The sequence below is a fragment of the Paenibacillus sp. 2KB_20 genome (genome assembly GCF_052115765.1).
In the GTDB taxonomy this organism is placed as follows: Bacteria; Bacillota; Bacilli; order Paenibacillales; family Paenibacillaceae; genus Paenibacillus_AQ.
Genome location: NZ_JBFRHH010000001.1, coordinates 486,695 through 510,083 on the forward strand (window position 1 = coordinate 486,695; position 23,389 = coordinate 510,083).

Annotated in this window: 23 protein-coding genes and 1 tRNA gene; 3 read left to right on the forward strand and 21 right to left on the reverse strand. The window is 49.2% G+C overall.

Annotation, left to right across the window (positions count from 1 at the left end; all coding sequences use genetic code 11):
• The first annotated feature begins 116 nt into the window (after positions 1–116).
• Positions 117–380, forward strand: coding sequence for a hypothetical protein (locus tag AB4124_RS02235; RefSeq protein ID WP_441970919.1), 264 nt, complete (start codon positions 117–119; stop codon positions 378–380).
• Between the two features lie 217 nt (positions 381–597).
• Here AB4124_RS02235 and AB4124_RS02240 read toward each other — a convergent pair whose 3' ends face one another.
• Genes AB4124_RS02240 through AB4124_RS02260 form a run of 5 tightly spaced genes read right to left on the reverse strand, consistent with a single transcriptional unit; the run spans position 598 to position 5,510 of the window.
• Entirely contained in the window at positions 598–1,368 is a 771-nt protein-coding gene (locus AB4124_RS02240; protein ID WP_379406205.1) for an ABC transporter ATP-binding protein, read from the reverse strand.
• A gap of 4 nt (positions 1,369–1,372) precedes the next feature.
• The gene (locus AB4124_RS02245; protein WP_441970922.1) at positions 1,373–2,167 is read right to left on the reverse strand and encodes an ABC transporter ATP-binding protein; all 795 of its coding nucleotides are present in this window, start codon (positions 2,165–2,167) and stop codon (positions 1,373–1,375) included.
• Complete coding sequence (locus AB4124_RS02250) at positions 2,168–2,971, reverse strand: ABC transporter permease (RefSeq protein WP_430106062.1); 804 nt, start codon at positions 2,969–2,971, stop codon at positions 2,168–2,170.
• Positions 2,968–3,945, reverse strand: a complete 978-nt coding sequence (locus tag AB4124_RS02255; protein WP_339291574.1) for an ABC transporter permease — start codon at positions 3,943–3,945, stop codon at positions 2,968–2,970. The genes AB4124_RS02250 and AB4124_RS02255 overlap by 4 nt, the downstream gene beginning before the upstream one ends.
• Positions 3,915–5,510, reverse strand: a complete 1,596-nt coding sequence (locus AB4124_RS02260; protein ID WP_430203029.1) for an ABC transporter substrate-binding protein — start codon at positions 5,508–5,510, stop codon at positions 3,915–3,917. Before AB4124_RS02260 ends, AB4124_RS02255 begins: the two co-directional genes overlap by 31 nt.
• A gap of 148 nt (positions 5,511–5,658) precedes the next feature.
• Here AB4124_RS02260 and AB4124_RS02265 point away from each other — a divergent pair, with 148 nt between their 5' ends.
• Positions 5,659–6,414 (forward strand): class I SAM-dependent methyltransferase, encoded by a 756-nt coding sequence (locus tag AB4124_RS02265; RefSeq protein WP_430106069.1) that lies wholly within the window; start codon positions 5,659–5,661, stop codon positions 6,412–6,414.
• Positions 6,415–6,742: 328 nt separating this feature from the next.
• Here AB4124_RS02265 and AB4124_RS02270 read toward each other — a convergent pair.
• Positions 6,743–6,815: transfer RNA gene (locus AB4124_RS02270), tRNA-Ala, on the reverse strand.
• A 176-nt stretch (positions 6,816–6,991) separates the two neighbouring features.
• Positions 6,992–7,465, reverse strand: coding sequence for a transcriptional regulator NrdR (nrdR, locus tag AB4124_RS02275; protein ID WP_076324309.1), 474 nt, complete (start codon positions 7,463–7,465; stop codon positions 6,992–6,994).
• 148 nt (positions 7,466–7,613) lie between these two features.
• On the opposite strand from nrdR, the gene AB4124_RS02280 reads away from it, so the two are divergent.
• A complete protein-coding gene (locus tag AB4124_RS02280) occupies positions 7,614–7,841 on the forward strand; it encodes an alpha/beta-type small acid-soluble spore protein (protein WP_053492022.1) in 228 nt (75 codons plus the stop codon).
• A gap of 67 nt (positions 7,842–7,908) precedes the next feature.
• Here AB4124_RS02280 and AB4124_RS02285 read toward each other — a convergent pair whose 3' ends face one another.
• From AB4124_RS02285 to AB4124_RS02350, 14 genes are all read right to left on the reverse strand, one after another.
• The gene (locus AB4124_RS02285; protein ID WP_098748394.1) at positions 7,909–8,475 is read right to left on the reverse strand and encodes a lytic transglycosylase domain-containing protein; all 567 of its coding nucleotides are present in this window, start codon (positions 8,473–8,475) and stop codon (positions 7,909–7,911) included.
• Positions 8,472–9,071: a dephospho-CoA kinase gene (coaE, locus tag AB4124_RS02290; protein WP_339267234.1), complete on the reverse strand. Its 600-nt coding sequence runs from the start codon at positions 9,069–9,071 to the stop codon at positions 8,472–8,474. Before coaE ends, AB4124_RS02285 begins: the two co-directional genes overlap by 4 nt.
• Before the next feature lie 9 nt (positions 9,072–9,080).
• A complete protein-coding gene (locus AB4124_RS02295) occupies positions 9,081–9,821 on the reverse strand; it encodes an MntP/YtaF family protein (protein WP_441970927.1) in 741 nt (246 codons plus the stop codon).
• A 122-nt stretch (positions 9,822–9,943) separates the two neighbouring features.
• Positions 9,944–10,777, reverse strand: a complete 834-nt coding sequence (gene mutM, locus AB4124_RS02300) for a DNA-formamidopyrimidine glycosylase (protein ID WP_379406199.1) — start codon at positions 10,775–10,777, stop codon at positions 9,944–9,946.
• A gap of 146 nt (positions 10,778–10,923) precedes the next feature.
• Positions 10,924–13,584, reverse strand: a complete 2,661-nt coding sequence (polA, locus tag AB4124_RS02305) for a DNA polymerase I (RefSeq protein ID WP_441970929.1) — start codon at positions 13,582–13,584, stop codon at positions 10,924–10,926.
• A gap of 265 nt (positions 13,585–13,849) precedes the next feature.
• Positions 13,850–14,509, reverse strand: coding sequence for a phosphate signaling complex protein PhoU (gene phoU, locus AB4124_RS02310; RefSeq protein WP_076324315.1), 660 nt, complete (start codon positions 14,507–14,509; stop codon positions 13,850–13,852).
• 49 nt (positions 14,510–14,558) lie between these two features.
• Entirely contained in the window at positions 14,559–15,314 is a 756-nt protein-coding gene (gene pstB / locus AB4124_RS02315; RefSeq protein ID WP_076324316.1) for a phosphate ABC transporter ATP-binding protein PstB, read from the reverse strand.
• 48 nt (positions 15,315–15,362) lie between these two features.
• The gene (pstA, locus tag AB4124_RS02320) at positions 15,363–16,238 is read right to left on the reverse strand and encodes a phosphate ABC transporter permease PstA (protein ID WP_076324317.1); all 876 of its coding nucleotides are present in this window, start codon (positions 16,236–16,238) and stop codon (positions 15,363–15,365) included.
• Positions 16,239–17,132 (reverse strand): phosphate ABC transporter permease subunit PstC, encoded by an 894-nt coding sequence (gene pstC / locus AB4124_RS02325; protein WP_372238813.1) that lies wholly within the window; start codon positions 17,130–17,132, stop codon positions 16,239–16,241. It lies immediately after the preceding gene.
• 98 nt (positions 17,133–17,230) lie between these two features.
• On the reverse strand, positions 17,231–18,232 hold the full coding sequence (locus tag AB4124_RS02330; RefSeq protein ID WP_339267241.1) for a PstS family phosphate ABC transporter substrate-binding protein: 1,002 nt from the start codon (positions 18,230–18,232) through the stop codon (positions 17,231–17,233).
• A 128-nt stretch (positions 18,233–18,360) separates the two neighbouring features.
• Positions 18,361–19,551, reverse strand: a complete 1,191-nt coding sequence (locus tag AB4124_RS02335; protein ID WP_441970932.1) for a methyl-accepting chemotaxis protein — start codon at positions 19,549–19,551, stop codon at positions 18,361–18,363.
• A 186-nt stretch (positions 19,552–19,737) separates the two neighbouring features.
• Complete coding sequence (locus tag AB4124_RS02340) at positions 19,738–20,469, reverse strand: response regulator transcription factor (protein WP_076324321.1); 732 nt, start codon at positions 20,467–20,469, stop codon at positions 19,738–19,740.
• 70 nt (positions 20,470–20,539) lie between these two features.
• The gene (gene pnpS, locus AB4124_RS02345; protein WP_430106080.1) at positions 20,540–22,354 is read right to left on the reverse strand and encodes a two-component system histidine kinase PnpS; all 1,815 of its coding nucleotides are present in this window, start codon (positions 22,352–22,354) and stop codon (positions 20,540–20,542) included.
• A 25-nt stretch (positions 22,355–22,379) separates the two neighbouring features.
• Complete coding sequence (locus tag AB4124_RS02350; RefSeq protein ID WP_441970935.1) at positions 22,380–23,351, reverse strand: bile acid:sodium symporter family protein; 972 nt, start codon at positions 23,349–23,351, stop codon at positions 22,380–22,382.
• Positions 23,352–23,389: the final 38 nt, after the last annotated feature.

Here is a 23,389-nt window from a genome sequence, read left to right on the forward strand (position 1 = left end):
CCATATCTTACGACATGGTTGCATTCTCTTGAAGGTGTTTAAATTTGTCTCACGTTATGGGGTCAGTCTCGTCAGTCCAATAGAACCGACTCTTTGATACAAGTGAACAGACTTGGATGGTTCAGGAAACCGAACGACGGCTCAAGGATGAAATCTCTCTTGCCTTCCTGTGCCGCTTAAACCAGTCTACCTACTATAATGACCGGTTTGTATTGCAGCAGCCATCATTACACCGCGTGCTAGGAGAGGCTCGAAGCGTTCGCATTGGACAAGCCTGTATTGAACTCCGCTCCGGCTTCGATGCCCTACTGCTTCGATCACTTGTTGCCTTGGTAGTCTACACTGCCCCTAACTTGCCAGCCATGTGTTATAAACACTGACTTCATAATAGATTCTTCCTCATCTTCTATTGAGCAGTAGCGAACTCACGAGTGATGTTCCTATACTTTGTAGGTGAAATTCCTTTTTTAGCTTTAAATTGCTTAATAAAGTAAGTGTCATACTCAAATTCGGTATCACGTGCAATTTCATCAAGGTTCATACTGCGGCCAGTTTCGTTCCGATATAGACAAACTCTCAATGAGTCATTGCTTCGTCTTATACATACTGCTTCCACGCAGTTTCAAGCATTTCGGTTGATTTAACCAAATTCATGGTGTAGCTGTCTCGCTCTCTCTCATGACGGAGGGAAGAAGAACGGAACTCCTCGACCATCTTCCCCTCTTTCATAACCAGAATATCCGTACACAATCCGGGTACAAGCGAGAGATCATGCGTAATGAACAGAAGAGACAACCCCTCTTCCTTCTGAAAGGACATAAGCAGTTCGATGATCTGCTGTTGTAATATCATATCAAGGTTGGAGACGATTTCATCGCAAATCAATAGTTTGGGATGAATGATCAATGCTTTTGCCAGGCAAGCCCTTTGATATTGTCCTCCGCTTAGCCTGCCTGGCCGATTTCTGAGCAGGCCCTCATGAAGGCCGACCTTGCTTGAATATTCCATAACCCTCTCTTTACGCTCCTTCTTTTTCAAATCTGTAAAGTTAATTAATGGCTCTTCCAGGCACTGAAACAAGCTCATCGAAGGATTCAACGTTGAGGCTGAATTCTGAAAAACAATCTGAATATCGCGATACCATTCTTTATACGATTTAATTCCTTTGCTAGGTAACCCTCGCCCATTGAATAGAATTTGACCTGATGTCGGCTGCTTCAATGCCATAATCAGTTGGGTCAGCGTAGATTTTCCACTGCCGCTCTCACCTACAATGGCCAGAGAGCCTCCATCTTTTATAGTAAATTGGATGTCTTTCAGAATCTCCCTTCCATTGATTTCTTTATGCAACTGATGCACTTGAAGCATGAGCTCATACGCCTCCTTTGCTAAGAAACCTCTGCGATCGATGCGTGCATAACCGTTGGGTATATTCATGCTCAGGTTGCCCCAGGACTTTATCCGGGCTTCCCTGCTCGATGATTTCGCCGGCACGCATGACACCAATCCGATCCGCAAGATAAGCGGCAAGGAGTAAGTCATGCGTAATAAACAACATACTCATGTCCAGTTCTTGTACTAGAGAACTCATAAGAGATATGATTTCTGCTTGTGTTGTGACATCGAGTGCACTCGTGGGCTCATCGGCTATGATGACTTCAGGTTTTAACAGCAGCGCCATCGCGATCATGACACGTTGATTCATTCCGCCGCTCAGCTCATGAGCATAACGTTTCATCACATGTGCCGGTTCTTTCAAGAGCACTTGAGATAGCATCTGCTCCGCTTGCTTCTCAGCCTCATATCTCGAAACGGGCAAGTGGCTCCGCATCAAATCACTCAATTGCTTTCCGATAGGAATAGAAGGGTGCAAGGCTTGTTCAGGATGCTGAAAAATGGCACCTATATGTCTCCCCCTGATTTTCCGCCAGTTCCGCTTGGATAAACGATTCAGTTTTTGGCCGCGCAACAGGACATCACCAGACATTTGCAGATTAGCAGGAAGCAACCCTAACATGGCTTTGCTTGTTAACGTTTTACCGCTCCCGCTCTCTCCGATTAAACAGTACGTCTTCCCCGATTCCAAAGAAAAGCTGCTGTTATTCACCAGAGTTAGACCCTCCGCATTTCGAATGTTCAGATGATTTACTTCGACTATGACCTCCATTTATTTCTCCCTCCTTAGCCGTTCGCCTACAATCTGGAAGGAACAGGCTGTCAGAAAAATCATGAACCCCGGAAAGAAACCCATCCACGATGCAACCTGCAAGTAATTTATCCCATCCAGCAACATAACCCCCCATTCAGGTGACGGAGGCTGCGCGCCAATCCCTAGAAAGGATAGACCCGATAATGTCAATATCACCTTGCTTACATCAAGGATCAGCATGGTTCCAATCTGAGGCGCGATATTCGGTATCATATGCCTTATCATCGTTCTCATTCCAAAGGATCCGCTTACCCTGCTAGCAATGATATACGGTTCCTTCTTAACGTCATGGATCAAACCCCGTATTAATCTCACGTACTTGGCCCACCAGGACAGTATCACGGCAAAATAGACATGTTCCATGCCGAAACCAAGAAAACCGACAATCACGATCGTGAGCAGGATATTCGGCAATGCCATAAATGTATCCGTCACGCTCATCATGAACATATCAAGTTTTTTCCCAAAAAAAGCGCTCGCCGTACCAACAAAAAGCCCGATCAGCATGACAACGCCGAGAACGATGAAAACAGGGAACACCGATTCACTGATGCCGTGGATCACGCGACTGAACAAGTCCCTTCCTAAATAATCCGTTCCAAAGGGATGAGCAAGGCTTGGAGGAAGAAGCTTTTGCTCATGATTCGTATGGAGCGGGTCATAGGGCGAAACCCATGGGGCGGTGAGTCCTGTAATCATAAGAATCGCGATAAACAGCAACGCTGCTGCCGGAAGTTTATTGACCCGGATGAGACGAATCATAGTTCCCACCTCTGCTTGTCCAGATGAATGCGTGGATCGGCTAAGAAGTACAGCATATCGGTCACAAAATGAAACACAAAGATAAACGCAGCCACTAGAAGCGCGCTCCCTTGAATGACTGGAAAATCACGGCGATATATAGCCTCAAGCATATATTTACTGAACCCAGGGAAACTAAAGATCGTTTCCGTTATGATCGAAGCCCCGAAAAAACTTGGCAGACTCGTCGTGATTAACGTCAGGACCGGTACGAGCATTGAGCGAAATAAATAGGATGGATATAAGATCGAGTTACGCAAACCTCTGGCCCTTGCAGCCTCGATATACGAGAATTTGCTGTACTGAACGGTATAGGAACGTACCATTCGAATGAAATAAACGCTTTGTACCAGCGAAATGGCCGTCACCGGAAGTACATAATGCAGCAAGGTAGAACTGCCAATAACCGGAAGGACGGGCCATATGACGCCAAACGCATACATTAGAAGAATAGCGAGCCAATATAAAGGAACGGACAATCCCAAGATGGTTAACGAGTATACGACTCGATCAGGAATCGAACCCTCATTTAGCCCCAGCCATATCCCGACCGGTATGGAAATGATGATCGTTAGTACAAAAGAGCCTGCAATGAGTCTATACGTCGGCTCTAAACGACTTATAATTTCATGTAACACCGGTTCCCCCGACATGAAGGAATGTCCCAGTTCTCCTTGAACAATCTGAAACACCCAGGCCATGTATTGCTGAAGGAACGATTGGTCGAGTCCCCATTGTTCCTGTAGATCAGCCACCAGCGACTGCTCCGGTACCGCTCCGATCTCTAACAGCATCATGGACGCCGGATCGCCCGGCGCCAGACGCATCAATGCGAACACGAACAACGAAAACAGGACAAAGGTAATCATCAGCATCAGCAGGCGATGGATCATGGAACGCAGCATTACTGGTCTTCTTTCTTCAAGCGATGCCATTTCAACGGATCGTCCTCGATTGCATTGAATGCAAAGCCAATCACATCGCTCGTATGAACAAAGGTTTGCTTGGTATAGTATATGGGTACCGACATAGCTTCCTCATGCATTCGAAGAAACACTTGGTCGAACAGGGCTTGCTGTTTCTCGACGGAAACCGTAGCCGCAATTTGATCCAGCAAATCCGACAAAGGACGATCTTGAAAGGCAACCCCCGGCGTAGATGGCGAGCTGTAGAATAACGAGGATAAGAATCGATACGGCAGTTGAGCATCCGTATAGGTCCGGTACATCAGCAGGTCATAATCCTTGCTGCCCCACAGCGTATCGTAGTATGCCGCCCTTTCCTGATTCACAATGTGGATTTGGATTCCGATCTGCTTCATGTTGTCTTGGAAAATCTCCGCCATCTCTTTCCATTCTGGATATTCTTCCGTTTGAATGACCAACCGCAACTGCAGGACTTGCCCGCCTTTCTCGTAAAGACGCTTCTTTTCGTTCCATTCGTAGCCCGAGGCTTCGATCAGTTGTTTGGCCTTCTCGGGATTGTAAGGATAGGAAGGCTGATTATCATCAGTTACAAACGCAACTTTCTCTTGAAACAATCCTCTGACGGCATCGCCGGTGCCATCGGCATATTTGCTCGTATCGTTTCCGTAATTGACGGCCTGGCGAATGTTCTTGTCCGATAGAAACGCCTGGTTTTGGTTGATGACCAAAAAGTAGGACATCGTACTCGCCCCGGTCTCCACCACGTACTTATCGTTATTTAGGAAAACACTTAGACTTTCTGCTGGAACATTACCAAGTTCCCCGCCTGCAAGATCGACCTCTCCGGATTGCAGCGCCATCACCCTTGCCTGAGGATCTGTAATCACTCTAAAAACGAGTGAATACGCTGACGGTTCCTCTAACCAATAATGTTCATTTGCTATCAGTATGGTCTCCACCCCTTGTCGGTAACTGCCTATTTTCCAAGGGCCCGTGCCGATCGCTTGCTGAAAGGTTCCGTTCGCGTCTCCCGCTGGAGTTACCGAGTTTGGACTCATAATCCGAAACGGCCTTGCCTGGCTGAGCTCATACAGCACTTGAGTTGCGGTATGTTTAAAAGAAAGCACGACGGTGTCATCATCCGGTGTTTCTATGTTTGCAATCAAACGGGATATTTCCAGCGTGGCATTCTCTTCCCTGCTGACCGCCCTCTCCAAGGAAAACTTAACCGCCGTTGAATTCAATGGGCTGCCGTCTGAGAATTGCACCTGATTCCTTAAATGAAAAGTGTACATCTTACCGTCTTCGGAGACCTGCCAGAATTCAGCCAGGCTGGGAACAAGCTCCCCTTCTCCTTCATATTCCACAAGCGCGTCATATACAGCGGCATGCGTATGTCTTGATCCATTGTAGGTCGAAGCATCGAGCTTATCTCCCTCAGCGTCCTGCGTTACGGCAACAACGATTTGCTTGTCTTCTGCTTTGCCAGGGACCGGGTCTGTTTCTTTTGAACACCCCATAAGCAAAGATAATGCGACAAGTCCTGCAACTCCGAATCTAAATCTCCCCAACATCCATGCTCCTCCTAATTTTCTTCTAGGTTGTTTGTGATTAAACAGCCGCTATGATCTTGACCGCTTGCATACTGAGTAATCTTTGTATATTATTAATCGTAATCATTACGATTTGCAACATTTTTTTTAAAAAAAGGAGATCTGAATAATGACAGAGCATAAACTCGCGCAGCAATATCGTGACTATTGGGACAAAGGAGCTGCTGTCTATGATGAAATTGTAGATACGGAATTTGCAACCGACTCCTATGATCAATGGAAAGCGATCTTGAATCATCAGTTATCCGGAAAACAAAATTTGAAAATCCTAGATGTGGGAACAGGTCCCGGCTTCTTCGGGGTTTTGCTTAGTTGGATGGGGCATGAGGTTACCGCCATTGACTCCTCGTCTGAAATGGTGGCTAGAGCTAATAAAAATGCGCAAAAGCATAACTGCAATTTCAAAGTAATAGAAACCGATATTATCGATTACAAGACGGAAGAAAGATATGATATCATCATTTCCAGAAACGTCACCTGGTTCCTATATAATCCTGTTGCCGCATATCAAAATTGGCATGGCATGCTGAACGACGGCGGACAAGTGATGATCTTCGATGCCAACTGGAATTTGTTTTTGAGTAATCCCCAAGAGGCGGAGCTGTTTAGAAAAGCTAAAGAAGAGGCAATTGATCAAGGTTACTTGCCTTATCGCGAAGAGAAGGATATCGAAGAAGGGGATCAATTGGCGCTTACCTTGCCATTGACCTACGTAAGAAGGCCGGGATGGGACGCCGAAATGCTGCGATATATCGGATTTGCCAAAATCCAAGTCCATGAAGGTTTCGATGCCGATTTTTATCGCGCAGGAGAAAAAATTCTCAATCGCCATAGGCCCATGTTTGCCATCGTTGCTGAAAAATAAGTATACATCCTAAAAAAGACGTCCAGCCAACCTTGATGAGAAGGCTGGCTGGACGTCTGTTTCATCCAGACCAAGTTCAGCGGCCAAAGATGTTAGTACGGAGACTTTACCGATGTCTTTTTCCTCCTAATAGTAAGCGCTAAAGACACGTTGAATATATGCTCCTCCCTTGCGCTGCATGTTCTCATGACCTAATGAATGGCCATGCATGTTTCTCCATATTAATTTCGTCCCCAATTCGTCCCCAAATCCAATTAGATATGTATTTAAAACCGTCCTAATAAAGCAAAAAACCCTTGATGATATATCATCAAGGGTTTTCTTATTATGGAGCCTAGGGGGATCGAACCCCTGACCTCATCGCTGCCAGCGATGCGCTCTCCCAGCTGAGCTAAGGCCCCGTAAGCGACTTCTATATCATATAAAAAATCAGCAGGCATGTCAACATGTTTTTCACATTTTTTGATGACGTGCTGTATCCCTTTTACTTCTCTATATAATGTCACTTAGCGATGATGATAATGGGCCCTATGAGAGCACCAGAAGAGCACCTGGATCGTGCGGAACCATGGCGCTCTTACAACTCCGAAACGTCCGTACCCTTGGACAGCAGGCTTTTCAGTTCCTTCATAAACATATTGATATCCTTGAATTGGCGATACACGGATGCAAAGCGGACGTAAGCTACCTCATCGACCGGATATAACCGCTCCATCAGAAGCTCCCCGATCTGGCGGCTCTCCACCTCTGCTGCTGCGGTATTGCGCAGTGCCTTCTCTACATCCGATACAATCATATCCAGCTGGTCCACGGATACCGGACGCTTCTCGCATGCCCGGATCAAACCGCGGAGCACCTTCTCCCGGCTGAATTCTTCGCGGCTTCCGTCCTTTTTCACGACGATCAGCGGCGTTTCCTCCACCATCTCAAAGGTTGTGAATCTCTTGCTGCACTGCTCGCATTCCCTGCGGCGGCGGATGGATTTATTCTCGTTGGCCGGCCTGGAATCAAGCACTTTCGTTCCGGCATAACTGCAATATGGACATTTCATAAAGTCATCTTCACTTCCTTCGTTTCAGCGTATTTTGCCTTGAATGGCGCTACAGAAAAATTTACCAGCAAAACTTTGTTCTTTTATGTTATGAAAATGCGAAACCCGAGACATAATACTTTTACCAACCCAAGGAGGTGAACTTAACATGGCACAAAGCAACAACAACTCCAACAACCTGGTTGTTCCTCGCGCAAACGCTGCTCTTGAGCAATTGAAGTACGAGGTAGCTCAAGAACTTGGTATCTCCATTCCACAAGACGGATACCAAGGTAACATGACTTCCTACGAGAACGGTTCGATCGGGGGATACATCACAAAGCGTCTTGTAACCCTGGCCGAGCAACAATTGGCTGGTCAATTCTCCGGTCAATAATCGATTCTTCCTTAAAAAAGGAGTGTTGGACGGCTCGATGTAAGAGCCTGTCCAGCGCTCTTTTTTGTTAAAAGCCGTCCTTATATACATCTGTATACTGATTATAATAATAAATCACGCGCTGTACATAGTGACGGGTTTCCCCGATAGGAATACTCTTCACATTCTCGTAGGTTCCATCCCACATGCCCTTGTTGATCCAATTCTTCACGTTTCCGGGGCCTGCATTGTAAGCGGCGATGGCGGCAATCGGATTGCCGTCCATTTCCTTGTGCAGATTCTGAATATACCAGGTGCCCAACTGGATATTCGCATCCACTTCATTCTTCACGTTCAGCAGGTTCACCGATGGCAGCTTGGCCATTTCCATCGCCCAATTCGCCGTATCCGGCATCAACTGCATAATGCCCAGCGCGCCTTTCTTGGATTCCTTGCCTGGCTTGAAGTTCGTCTCCACTCGAATGATGGAAGCCACCAGGAAGGGATCGACCTCATAGTAAGCGGCATGCTTCCGGATTTCATCCTTATAATAAATCGGATACAGCAAGGTCATCCAGTTCGAGCTCAGAAACAGCAGCGCTACAAAAGAGACAAACAGCAGAAGCAGCACTCTTTTTTTACGGAGCCACCTCATAACCGAACCAGCCTGCCCCACAGGTTGTCCACCTGCTGCTGTGTTTCGGCCAATGTTCCGCTGTTATCAATAAGGATATCCGCGAGACGCTTCTTCTCCTCGATATCCATCTGGCTGTTTAAACGCGCTTCTGCCGCTTCCCTGTTAAGATCATCGCGCACCATCAGACGCTCTAGCTGCAGCTCTCGCGGTACATAAACGACAGCGATCTGGTCAAGATAAGAATAATGCTCCTTAGCCTCAAGCAGCAGCGGTATATCCGCTACCACGAGCCGGTCCGGATACTGCCGCTCATACGCTTCCGTCCGTTCCCGGATTTCCTGCCGGATCGCCGGATGCGTGATCTCATTCAACACCGTTCTCTGCTCGGGATGATGGAAGATCATCTCCCCGAGTTTTTTTCGATTCAACGTACCGTCCTCAAACAGGATCGCTTGTCCAAAATGTTCGGTCACTTTACCCAGCACCGGATGACCCGGGAGCATCACTTCCCGGGCGATGAGATCCGCATCGACGAGAAGTGCTCCCTTCATGGTCAACATGGAGGACACGGTGCTCTTGCCTGTTGCAATTCCTCCGGTTAAACCGATATTCATGACTTCACCTCATAACAGCTTCATTATACCCATGACGATTAACAAAAAAGCAGGCAAATAAGAGATAAAACGCATGCCGCCTTTGGACGCAAAGCGTAAACCAACCCTCATGCCCAGCACCAGGAATATCCCGCTAAACAAGGAAACAACCGTTGCGGTACCTAGCGGTGAGAAGCCCAGCATGGCTGCGCCAAGCCCTGCCCCGAACGCATCGAGCGATAGCGCGATCCCGAGCCACATCGCCTCCCACGGAGAGATGCTGCCGGAGTCGTCCAGATCCGCCTTCGAGGGACTGCGGAGAATTTGAATGACAACGCCGATCTTCGGAATCTCAAGAGAGAATACCGCCCGCTGAAGATGCTCTTGACCTGCCGTGTTAACCTCACGTCGTAATTTTACTTGATGGTCAACCCCCTGCGTTTCTATAAGAGACTTTGTAATAACCCTATTGGAAACCGGCTGCACATCAGACTCGTTTTTTCTGCGAACTTGCTGGCATAGAGACCATAAGCCCAGCAGAATCAAAATGGCGGCTCCGATCACGGACGCCACAGATGGGGATAAGAACCGCTGTAACAGCGCGCCTGCCTGCATGGAGGCGCCAAGCACCAAGCCGGAACATAGCGAGATGATCAATACAGACAGCAGCGGTATCCTGGTTTTGCGCAGACCGTATGTAACCCCCGCCCCAAATCCGTCCAGGCTTAATGCCATAGCCAGCAGCACAGACGAGAAAATATGACTGAGCACCCTTTTCCCTCCTCGTAAGCTCCACATCAAGCGGCTCATTCATGAAGAAGAGCAGCTCCATGCGCTCCACATATGTTCCACATTATATGTGTGAGGAAAGGAATGGGTGCACGCCTATTGGATTACTTCCTTAACGGCTGACACTTCGGGCAGAAGTGGGTCCCCCGTCCGCCAACCACGATCTTATGAATCGGTCCTCCGCATGTATTACACGGCTCGTCCTTCCGTCCGTAAATCTGATGACTGTGCTGGAACATCCCCATTTCACCCTGTCCATTGACATAGGATTTAATGGAAGAACCACCCGCGTCAACGGCTTCGGACAGTGTATCCACAATCGCATGATACAATCGCTTGAGCTCGGCATCCTTCAGGCTGTTAGCATTGCGCTCCGGATGAATCCCGGCTCGAAACAATGCCTCATCGACATATATATTGCCGATACCGACCACATATGCCTGATTCAGCAGCACCGCCTTGATCTTCGTTTTCTTGCTGCCGATGACTTCCTTAAAGGTTCCGAACGTAAACGTCTCATCCAGCGGCTCATAACCCAGCTTGGCAAGAGGAGCGTGCTGGAACTCTTCCCCCGTTGCAAAAAGATGCATCGTTCCGAATTGGCGTACGTCCTTATAGCGCAGCTCCGTGCCATCCGAGAAATGAAAGATGACATGGGTATGCTTCTCCACCGGCTCCTCGGCAGGGTACACCCCGTAACGCCCTTCCATCCGAAGATGCGAGACGAGCACTAGCCCATCCAGCAATATCCGTAAAAATTTCCCGCGGCGCTCTACACCTTCCACGGTATGATCCTTCAGCATAAACGCAAATGCCTCAATATCGTCGGGACGCTGAATGATCCGCGGCAGATGTACGGATACGTGATCTATATGCTTACCTTTAATCAATTGGTTCAGTGTTCGTTTCACGGTTTCTACTTCCGGCAATTCCGGCATAATGACTTCACCTCATTTCCCATTATACCGGAAGTTGGGACAGAGCGGGACCATGGTTTTGTGGAAAGGTATGGTGCATATCGCGCCCCTCTTCACGCCATGATCCCTATAAAAAGATCTTCTATTGACTGACACAATGTGCAGCTTTACTTCGCTTCGTACCAGTTCTCGCCATAGCTGACTTCCGACTTCAGCGGTACCGACAGCTTTAGTGCCTGGCTCATCACTTCCGGAACCAGTTCCTTCATGATCTCCAGTTCATCCTCCGGCACCTCAAACACCAATTCATCATGCACTTGAAGCAGCATGCGGCTCTTCAACTGACGATCATACAATGCCTTGTCCATATGGACCATGGCCAGCTTGATAATGTCGGCGGCCGTTCCCTGAATCGGCGTATTCATCGCTGTCCGCTCCGCAAAGGACCGCAGATTAAAGTTGCTGGCATTAATCTCCGGCAGATACCGTCTGCGTTCAAGCAACGTTTTCACATAGCCATCTTGCTTCGCCTGCTTGACGATCACGTCCATATAACGCCGCACACCTTGGAACACCTCGAAATACTGGTCAATGAATGCCGCGGCTTCCTTCCGGGTAATGTTCAGGTTCTGGGACAAGCCATAATCGCTGATTCCATACACGATGCCGAAGTTAACCGCCTTGGCGGACCGGCGCATATTGGAGTCCACTTCATCCACGCCGACTCCAAACACATCCATCGCGGTCTTGGTGTGGATGTCCATATCGTGGACAAAAGCTTCCTTCAGCCGTTCATCATCCGAGATATGCGCAAGCACACGCAGCTCGATCTGGGAGTAGTCCGCTGCCAAAATGCTCCAGCCCGGCTCGGACGGAACGAAAACCTTACGCAGCTTGCGACCTTCCTCCAGACGGATCGGAATGTTCTGCAAATTCGGAAATTGGCTGCTCAGACGTCCCGTTGCGGCAATCGTCTGGCGATAATAGGTGTGCACTTTGCCAGTCTGTGACGAAATCTCCTTCAGAAGACCTTCCACATAAGTGGATTGCAGCTTGGCCAAGGTGCGGTACTTCAGGATCAGACGGACAATATCATGATAAGGAGCCAGCTTCTCCAGCACCTCGGCATCGGTAGAATAACCGGTTTTGGTCTTCTTGATGACCGGAAGTTCCAGTTTCACAAACAGAATCTCGCCCAGCTGTTTAGGGGAATTGAGATTGAATTCCGTTCCAGCGATCTCATAAATCTCATGAACCAGCTTCGCGATCTGACCTTCAAACTCGCGACCCAGCTCTTTCAAATCCTCCGCATTCACGGCAATTCCCTGTTTCTCCATATCGGCCAAAATGCGGGACAGCGGCATCTCCAGCTCATGGAACAGCGGCAGCATTTCATTAGCAGCCAGCTCCTTCTCCTGAACGGGAACCAGTTCGGATACAGCCAGACATTTTCTGGCCATGTGCTCGCTGAGCTTCTCCACATCGGGAACCTTGTATTTGGCCCCTTTACCGAACACATCCTCATCGGCTTGAAGATACGCAAGCCCGTATTTGGAGGCCAGCCCGCTAAGGCTTTGATTCGCTTCCGTCGGGTCCAGCAGGTATGCAGCCAGATGAACGTCGAATGCTGCGCCGGCAAAAGCGATACCCTGCCAGTGGAGAGCCAGATCAATGCGGTGCAGATCATACCCGCGTTTCGGGATCCCGCTATCGGCAAGCCAAGTACGGACAGGCTCGGCCTCTTCCGACTTCAGAACCTCAAACGGAATGAAGTACTGTCGTTCCTCTGTAGCGAGTGCAAGCCCGATCACCTCAGCATGATGAGGGTTTTCCCCATGTGTCTCAACATGGAGCACGGTCACCTGGGCCAGGTTATCCGCAACCTCCCCAAGTTCCTTCGTGTCCACAAGGGTCACTTCAATCTTCGCTTCGGGCTTCGACTCAGCCGCATCTCCGCCCATTCCGCTTGTGCTCAGGTTTAACCGTTCAATCAGCGATTTAAACTCCAGCTTCGCCAGTGCAGGTCCTGCCGTCTCTTCATTCAGGCCTGTAAATGCCATGTCATCCAGCGACTGCTCCAGCGGTACTTCGCGGAAGATCGTGGCCAGCTTCTTGCTAAGTATGGCGGAATCGGCATGCTCTTCGATCTTCTCTTTCATCTTGCCCTTCAGTTCATCTGTACGTGACACCACGGCCTCTACGGATCCAAATTCATGAAGCAGCTTCAGAGCCGTCTTCTCACCCACTCCTGGAACGCCGGGAATGTTATCGGAAGCATCGCCCATCAGCCCCTTAAGATCGATAATCTGATCAGGCGTCAGGTTATAACGCTCCTTAATCTGTTCCGGTCCGTAATACTCAATATCAGTAACGCCCTTGCGGACCATCGCGATCGTGGTATGTTCCGAAGCCAACTGCAGCATATCCTTATCCCCGGATACGACCATCACCTTGCGGCCAGCTTCGTCAGCTTGACGGGTAATGGTCCCGATAATGTCATCGGCCTCATAACCGCCAATTTCGAACTGGGAGACGCCAAGACCCTTCAGCAGCTCTTTCAGCAGCGGGAATTGTCCGGAGAGCTCAGGAGGAGTCTTTTGACGGCCACCTTTGTAATCCTGAAAATCCGCATGCCGGAACGTTTCCTTGCCGGCATCGAATGCCACCATCATATGGGTCGGTTTATGCTCCTCAATTAAGCGAAGCAGCATGGTCGTAAAACCGTAAACTGCATTCGTCTGCTGTCCGCTGGCATTGGTCAACGGCGGCATCGCAAAGAATGCACGGTAAATGATATTATTTCCATCAATCAAAATCAGCTTGTCCATAGAACACCTCGCACCAATATTACTTCCTTTCCACATGATAACATAGGTTACCGCCAATTCCGAACAATCCGTTCGATTAACGATGAATTCTTGATGAAACGCAAAATAACCCCACAAAGTGGAGCCTGTGCTTCGATGCTATTCCAAATACTTTGCGGGGACCCCAAATATATAAATGCGATTAAAGAATTGTTTCCGCTTCGCTGGAGTTTTCTAAATTTCGCAAAAAAACGCCAGCTTTCGCCAGCGTTAGGCTGTCATGATGCTATTGATTGAGGTCGGGACGGTGACCTGTTACGAGGTACACGGTGCTCTCGCCAATGTTCGTGGCATGGTCGGCGATCCGTTCAATGTAACGGCCCACCATGATCAGCAGCATCGCTTGATTGGCCGAGTCCGGATCGGAGGTCAGATGCGAATACAGGTCCTGCAGAATGACGCTGTACAAATGATCGACCTGATCGTCATCCTGGGCCATTTTATAAGCCAGATCCGTGTTTTCCATCAGATAGGATTCGATGGATTCCGAGACCATAGCACGCACCAAATCCGACATCCGCGGAAGATCCACTAAGGGCTTGATCAGCTTCTGGCCTTGCAGACGTATCGTGACTTTAGCGACATCACGAGCCAAGTCGCCCATCCGCTCCAAATCGCTGGCAATTCGGAAAGCAACCAATATCCGGCGCAAATCCTTCGCCACAGGCTGCTGGGTTACGATCAAGCGGGAGCCGATCTCCATGATCTGCTCTTCCATTGTGTTTAACTGCACATCGTTCTTGATAACCGCCTGCGCTTTCTCCGCATCCAGGGTCTGGAGAGACTCTACACTGCTCGCCAGTGCCTCCTCCATATGCTTGCCCATATCCTGCAGCAAGGTTTTCAGCTCATTAAGCTGCTGATCAAACTCAATTCTCCGGATCATGTGTGATGTTCCTCCTATCTACTTTTAAGAAAGATCATATGAGTGTGGGTTAACCAAATCGACCCGAGATATAGTCCTCGGTACGTGCATCCGACGGCGTTGAGAACAGCGTATCGGTGCTTGCCGATTCAACCACTTCGCCATTCAGGAAAAATACCGTCTGCCCCGATACGCGGGCGGCCTGATGCATATTGTGCGTTACCATAACGATGGTGTATTTGCTCTTCAGCTCTTGTACCAGCTCTTCGATTTTCAGGGTCGAAATCGGGTCCAGCGCGGAAGTAGCTTCGTCCATAAGCAGAATATCCGGCTGTACGGCAAGTGCCCGGGCAATGCACAGACGCTGCTGTTGACCCCCGGACAAGCTCAGCGCGGACCGCTTGAGATAATCCTTGACTTCATCCCACAGCACGGCCTGCTTCAAACTCTGTTCCACAATTTGGTCAAGCTCCGCTTTACTGCGGATACCGTGGAGTCGCGGACCGTAGGCGATATTATCATAAATCGATTTAGGAAACGGATTCGGCTGCTGGAACACCATCCCTACCTGCTTGCGCAGGGCTTCAACGTGGACTTCCTCGCTGTAGATTTCCGTCCCGCCGATTTGCACGCTGCCTTCAATCCGGGTGGAAGGAATCATGTCATTCATCCGATTCAGCGTACGCAGCAGCGTGGATTTACCGCAGCCCGACGGACCGATGAACGCCGTCACCGTTTTTTCCGGAATGTCCAGATCCACGTTTTTAAGCGCATGATACGTATCATAGTAAAGGTTTAATTTCTTAATCTGTATGATGGATTCCATATCTTATTCATGTCTCCTTTTTCACGATTAGATCTGCTTAAGCGTCTCTTAGATGTTCTTCGAATACTTGTTCCGGATCCACACGGCGATGATGTTCATGATGAACAGCATGATGAGCAACAGAATAATACCCGAAGCCGCCAGCTCGTGGAAAGCCTCACTTGGTCTTGATATCCAGTTAAAGATCTGGATCGGCATGACAGTAAACGAATCGAGCAGATTTTCCGGCAAGAAGGCCACGTACGTTAAGGCACCGATCATGATCAGCGGTGCGGTTTCGCCAATCGCACGAGACAAGGCCAGGATAACCCCGGTCATAATTCCTGGAATCGCTGAAGGCAGTACAGCGCTGGATACCGTTTGCCATTTTGTTGCGCCCAGCGCATAAGAAGCATCGCGCCGGTTCTTAGGCACGGCGCGAAGCGCCTCCTGAGCGGCAACGATAATAATTGGCAGCACCAGCAGCGTCATCGTTAATACCCCGGAGAGCAGACTGCGGCCCAGATTCATCCCACGTACGAAAATAGCGAGCCCCAGGATACCATATATAATAGAAGGAACCCCTGCAAGCGTACTGATATTCAACTGAATCAGCCGAACCCAGCGGCTGCGGCCCGCATACTCTTCGAGAAAGATCGCTGCGCCAACGCCTAATATGAAGGACAGCGGAGCCATGAGCAGAAGCAAGTAAATCGTGCCGACAATCGGCGATTTCAGTCCTGCTTTATCCGCGATACGTGACGGATAGTTGGTGAACAGATCAGGCGATAGTCTGAAAATACCATCTGTCACAATCGTAACAATCAAAGCCATCAAGGCAAGAATACCGATACTGGTACAAGCCAGGAATATAATGTGCAGCGTCTGGTCACTACGGCGTCTCCGGTTGATTCCTTTGCTATCTCCCAGATTCAATTGTTCCATCTAGTATTCCTCCCTGAAGCGGCGAGCGACCCACTGCGCCAATATATTAAGCAAGAAGGTGATGACAAACAAGGTCAGACCTACCGCAAAAATTGTGCCGTATTCAATCGTTCCGCGCGGAACATCACCCATACTTACCTGAACGATATAAGAAGTCATGGTCTGGATGCTTTCCAGCGGATTCAGCGTCAGCTGCGGCGTAGCACCAGCAGCCACCGTTACGATCATCGTCTCGCCAATCGCACGCGAGAATGCCAATACGAAGGACGACACGACCCCCGACAGAGCGGCGGGCAGCACAATTTTCAGTGCAACCTCAAATCGGGTAGCACCGAGCGCGTAGGCACCGTGACGAAGACTCTTGGGTACCGCACGCATCGCGTCTTCACTTAAAGATGAAATCATCGGCAGGACCATGATCCCTACCACGATACCCGCGCTAAGCGCATTGAATATACCCATGTTGGGAAAAATCTTTTGAAGGAATGGCGTTACCGTTTCAAGCGCAAAATATCCATAAACAATCGTTGGTACACCAGCCAATACTTCAAGCACTGGCTTTACAACCCCCCGAACCCGGGCAGGAGCGTATTCATTGAGATAAATAGCGCATGCCAAGCCGATAGGCACTGCGAATAGAATCGCAATGCCTGTAATCAGCAATGTGCCGCCCAGCAGGGGCAGCACGCCGAATTCTTTTGGAGGGAGAATCGGACTCCATGTCGTTCCAGTCAGAAAGGACCATACCGGTACTTCCTTGAAGAAGATCACGGATTCCTGCAAAAGCGTATATACAATACCGATGGTAGTAAACACCGAAAGCAGGGCACACAAGCCGAGTAAGATTGGAATGATTTTGTCTGAGATGCGTGTTTTGCTTCGACGGAATGTCATGCTTTTTGTGTTTACCGCCACGGGTGAAGTTTTGTTCATTCTCCTCTTCCCTTTCTATGGGTCACCCGGAGGATTCCCTCCGGGCATCTAGTCTTTAATTATTTTGCCAACTTGTCTTTTTCTGCTTTGTACTGATCATCTTGAAGCGGTACGAATCCGACTTCGCCAGCAAGACTAGCGGCATTCTCAAGGTAGAAGTTCATGAATGCACTCACTTCTGGACGCTCAAGCTCTTTATCGTTAACATAGAGCAGCAGCGGACGGGACAATGGAGCGTAGCTGTTATCCTTGATCGTTTCCATGCTTGGAGCTACTGTAGCCGTACCGTTATCAATCGGAACCAGCTTCAACTTGTCTTGGTTCTCTTCATAGAAGGAGAATCCGAAGTATCCGATGGAGTTCTTGTCACCAGCTACCCCTTGTACGACTGCGTTTGTATCAGCACTGAACGTAATTTGGCTATCGTTTCTGCTTGCTTGTGCTTCACCGTTAATTGCTTCTGTGAAGTAATCAAATGTACCATGGTCAGTACCTGGCGAGTAAATCTTGATTTCCTCTGCCGGCCATCCTTCACGAACGTCAGCCCATGTTTTTACGGTGCTGTTTGGCTCGTAAATTTTCTTGAGCTCATCCACGGTCAATTTATCTACGAATTCATTGCTTGGATTAACAACGACGGACAGTCCGTCATAAGCTACCAGAACCTCATGATAGGTAATGCCATTGGCTTTTGCTTCCTCAGCTTCGCTGTCTTTAATTGGACGGGAAGCATTGGATACTGCGATCTCGCTGTTGTTAAAACGTTTGAAGCCAGCGCCTGTTCCGCCTGTTCCGATTGGAATACGGACATCAGGGTTAGCTGCACCGAACTCTTCAGCAACCGCTTCGGTTAATGGATGCAGTGTACTTGAACCATCAATTTCAATTGTTCCTGTCAAAGCTGTTGAGGTGTTTTCCTCTGTTTGCTGTGCTGAACCATTCTCTTTATTTTCTCCTGAAGCACCGCCGGAAGTTCCTCCTCCGCATGCTGCCAAAAGTGTGCTCAGCATTAACACCAATACGAGAATACCTGCTGGTTTACGACCCCTTCTTCTAAACAAACGAATCCACTCCTTCAAAATGGTTGTTGTCTCTACTTCCTGCTTACAATATTGATAATAATCCCGGAATGTAATAGCAGTTTCTTAGAAATGTAAACGCAGTGTAAAATATTTTAATAAAAGTAGAGTTATAGATTCGATCTTTCTTCCTTGATCGAAGCTTCGCCGGTGTTCATTCCAGCAAGCTCATCCTTAACCCGCTCCACACGCCTAACGGTTTCCTCGGCCAGTTGATAAACCTGGCTCCCGGATTTCTCGACCTCTTGAACGGCGTTGTCCATTTCATTAAACATCTGGGCACCTTCCGTTACATACCCCTCGCAGGATTGAATTTCCTTCAGCGATGATACGGCCCCCTTGGCTGTATCTGCTGCCAGCCGCTGGATTTGCTCCAGCAGCTGCGATATATCCCCTGAGAGCTTGCGTGTTTGTTTAGCCAGCGATTGTACCTCTGCCGCAACCACTTGAAATCCCCGCCCATGCTCGCCGGCATGTGCGGCTTCAATCGAGGCATTCATTGCCAGCAGGCTGCTTTGGTTCGCAAGCTCAGTAATCATGCCGGTTATGGAAAAAATGCGGCTGGCATCCGCCGCGAGCTCGGAGGCCTGGCCTTCACGCTTCGTCATATCCTCCACAAGGCCAAGGTACGAGGTTCGGACAAGATCCAGTTTCTCCTTCCCGGTTTGAGACCACTCCCTCATCCGTATACATTCCGAGTTCGTTCTCGCCGCTGCCGTTCGGACGTCGGTTAATGAGGATTGAATGTTCCGGGTATGCCGGTAGCTTTCCTGCAGGATCAGTTCCCGCTTCTCTTCCGCCTCCGCTTGGAGCCCACTGGACAGACTCATCAGATCCCGGACGGTAAGCACACCTTGCAGCTGGTTTGAATCCGTGATCAGGACACAATCATAGAATTTTGAATCCGGGCGCTGTAGGGACAATTCCAGCAGCGTTCCGACCTTCTCGGATATATCGACACGCATCGGTTGATGGTCCGCAAACTGGAAGGCGGGCTTGGAATAATACAGGTCAACGGCAAACCTGCCCATCATTCGCTGGTAAAACACATCCCGCATGATCAGTCCTGCTGGTGTGTCTGCCTCATCGCAATAAATAACACACGGAATACGCGGGTCCTTCGCAAAAACATTCAACACATCAAGGCAGGATTCAGTCCTTCCTATAACAGGGACCCTTCTTATGTATTGCCGATATAATGCACCTGCTTCAGGCTCGTTTGCTACTTGTCCATCAAGTTCCGGCTCTACCTCCATCTTCATTCTCTCTGTCTGATTTGGTTTGGTCTGAAGCAGTGTCATGCGCCTTCACCCCTTCTTCATCTGGTCCTTTAGACGCATCTTACCGAACAAGTATTATGGGAATATACTCGAATGATTAAGGGAGCGTAAACTACGGAAGGATAATCGCGGGGATATGAGACATTAGACACGTCAGGATCTGACCAAAGACCCAAAAAAAAAAAAAAAAAAAGACTCCTCATCATTTCAAACGGAATGATGGGAGCCTTTTTTCGGATTTACTACAAGTTTATAACCAACCCCGCGAATGGAGTCAATGTGTACAGATTCAGGATCAAGCTCAAGCTTCTTGCGCAGGGAACTCACATGAACGTCCACGGTTCGCTGCCCGCCGATATAATCGAAGCCCCAGACCACGTTCATCAGATCATCCCTTGTTAACACAACGCCCGGTTTTTTGGCCAGGTAGAGCAGCACTTCAAATTCTTTCGGCCTAAGATTAATGCTCTGGCCGCCAAGACGAACCTCGTATTTCTCAGGATAGATTTCCAGTTGTCCAAGTGAGATGACATTTCCTTGATTATCTGTCGTCTTCACTTCATCGGCGTGACCGGAAACCCGGCGCATAACGGCCGATACGCGGGCCAGCAGCTCAGATACGCCAAATGGCTTGGTAATATAGTCATCCGCCCCCATCTTCAAACCTTGAACAACTTCTTCCTCGGCGTTCTTCGCGGTCAGAATGATGATCGGCGTGGTAATTCCGTTACTGCGAAGCTTCTCTAAAATCTGAAAGCCGTTCATGCCAGGCAGCATGACATCCAGCAGGATCAGATCATATTCATGATGCGACGCTTTCTCGTAACCTGCGGTACCGTGTTCCTCTACCTCGACTTGAAAACCTTCCTGCGTCAGATTGTAAGACAACAGCCGCGAAAGTGTCGGCTCATCTTCGATAACCAGCATGCGTTGCGTCAATGTTACCCCCGCCCTTATCTTGATAATTGGACTGCTTATGCAAGTATATCAACAGAATGTTAACGGAGTGTTAACTCCCTGTCTCCTGGGTTTCCTGCAATATCGGAAGCTCAATGATGAAGGAGCTGCCGATTCCGAGCTCGCTCTCCACCTTGATGGTTCCGTGATGAAGATCCACCAGATGCTTCACGATCGATAGTCCAAGCCCCGTTCCGCCTGATCCGCGCGAACGCGCTTTATCCACCCGATAGAATCGTTCAAATATACGGGGAAGATCTTTCTTCGGAATGCCAATCCCGGAATCCTTAACGATGAATTCCACAATATCCTCGGCGTTCCCATGACTATGCTTTTCAAGAGCCGTTAATTTTACTCGTCCGCCTTCTTGCGTGTAACTGATCGCGTTCGAGAGCAGATTCATAAATATCTGGCGGAGCTTGTCCTCGTCTCCCTCCATAAACAGCTCTTCCGGAATGTCGAGCTCCAGGCTGATCCGCTTCTTCTCTGCGACCGTGCGCATCATTTCGGATATCGTATCAAAGAACGCCGACAGATGAATCGGCGAATAATCCATCTGAATCCGCTTGGATTCGATCTTGGACAGCTCTAGAATGTCACCGATCAGCCGGTTCAGCCGCTCGGACTCGTCATAAATAATCTGGAGGAAGGAACGCGATGTCTTCTCATCGGTAACCCCGCCACCAAGCAGCGTTTCGGCAAACCCTTTAACCGCAGCGAGCGGAGTCTTCAGCTCGTGAGACACGTTGGCTACGAATTCGCTCCGCATGCGTTCCAGTCTGCGGATATCACTTACATCCTGCAGGAGGAACAGCATGCCTCTATATGACTCCTGCTCTTCCTCCTGCATCATCGCAACGCCATCCAGGCGGATGATCGATTCCACCGGATAATAAATGTTGCGCTCTTCATGGAAGCCTTCCTTGCTCTCCAAGCCTTGCTCCATCAGTTTGGTCAATTCATAATGCTGCTTGAGCTCACGGTACGATTTGCCTGTTATCACTTCGGCATTAATGCCGAGCATTCGCTCGGCAGCCCGGTTCACAAGAATAATCTGACCTGCTCCGTTCACCATGACGATACCGCCTGTCATATTGTTTAGAACGCTTTGCAGCAAATCCTCATTATCCCGTATCGTCCGCAGTTGGGTCTGCAGGCTGTCGGCCATTCCGTTAATCGCTTGCGCCAATTGACCGATCTCGTCCTTACGGTGGATCTTCACCCTCGCATCATATTCAAGGCTCGATATCCGTCTGGCAACGCGCGTGATTTTCTCTAGCGGTGACGTCAAGCCTTTAGCGACACGATAACTCACCAGGGCAGCAATCAGGAACAGCACCAGCAGGCCAATCCCCATGACGGTCCAGCCTTGCCTGACTCCCTGGTCCACTGCTTTCAGGCTAACCGACAATCTGACGAATCCGTCGAAGTTCTCTCCGGCCTTGACCGGAAGAGCAACGTAGAGCATGTCCTGCTCAAGCGTATCGCTCCGGCGAATGGTACTCCCGCGGCCTTCTTTAACCGCCTGAAGCATCTCTTCGCGATAAGCGTGGTTATCCATAGTTAACGGATCACTTTCCGAATCCCCGATGACCTTGCCATCCTTCAATATAAACGTCACTCTCGACTCGGACAGCTCCTCAAGCTGTATGGATCTGTTGGTATAATACGTGATAGCATCCGCGCTGTCCGCATCCGGAAACTCCATCATCGTCTGCAGAAGCCGAATCTCCCGGACCATATTGTCCTCCAGCAGCTGAACATGGGACTGCTTGAATACCGTCACCATAGCCAGTCCTGCCGCGAGCATAGATAATCCAATTAAAGTAAGCATAATCAGAGTCAAACGATTGCGATACTGCCTCATGGTCTCTCCTCTTTCTGCCGCGTGATCATTTTGGATAACTTACCGCTCGTGAGCGTCTTCGGTGGAATAACGCATGAATGATGGTCGCCGCCGGCTGCTGGAACATAATGCCAAGCACCACCGGGATGGAAGCCTGGGGTGAGAAATACGTTGTAGCTAGCACCATCCCGAGTGATATATTACGCATTCCGGACGCGTATGTAAATGTAATTTGCATTTCCCGTGTCGGTCCCGGCATCGCATACGAGCCAAAATAACCAAGCAAATAACATATCACAATCAACGTGAAAACAACCGGGATAACCACCAGCATCTCCTCCTTCATGCCTGCTGCATGGGGAGCGATGGCAGCTGCATTCAGCATAACCACGAGCATAAAAAACACCTTCGAGATCGGCTGGGCTACGGGAGCCGACCAGTCCTTAATCCGTCCTTTGGAGCCTTCATACAGCATCACCCCGATCACAGTGGGCAATACCACCATGGTCAGCAAATCGAGAATCAGCTCAGACGCATTCCAGGTAACCAAAGCATCCCCGATAAACATATCCATCAAAGCCGGTACGACTAGTGGACTGAGTATGGTATCCAGCACGACCACTGCTAAGATGAACGGAACGCTGCCGCCGGAGCTCCCGACCCACATCACCGAGGATATCCCCAGCGGAATGATCGCGAACAGCAGCAAGCCGATCGTATAATCCGAGTGCGCACCAAACACAGCCGAGCCCAGTCCATAAGCAAGCACCGGTGCGGCCGCATGGGCAAGAAACTGCGTCAACATAACGGCAAAGGGGCGTTTTAGAACCCCTTGCAGATGACGGATCCCACAGCCAAGCGCCATAACCAGTGTAATATAACCGAATAGATAAGGAATCCAGTGAACAAAGTCCAGCAAGACATCCGAGAGCAGCCAGCCTAGCACCAGCGAGCCGGGAATCAAGAGAAAGGTATACTTTTCAAACCAAGATGCAAAGGCTAGTCCAAAACTTCTCACCTGTTTCCTCCCATGTCTGAATTGACGTATTTGACTTT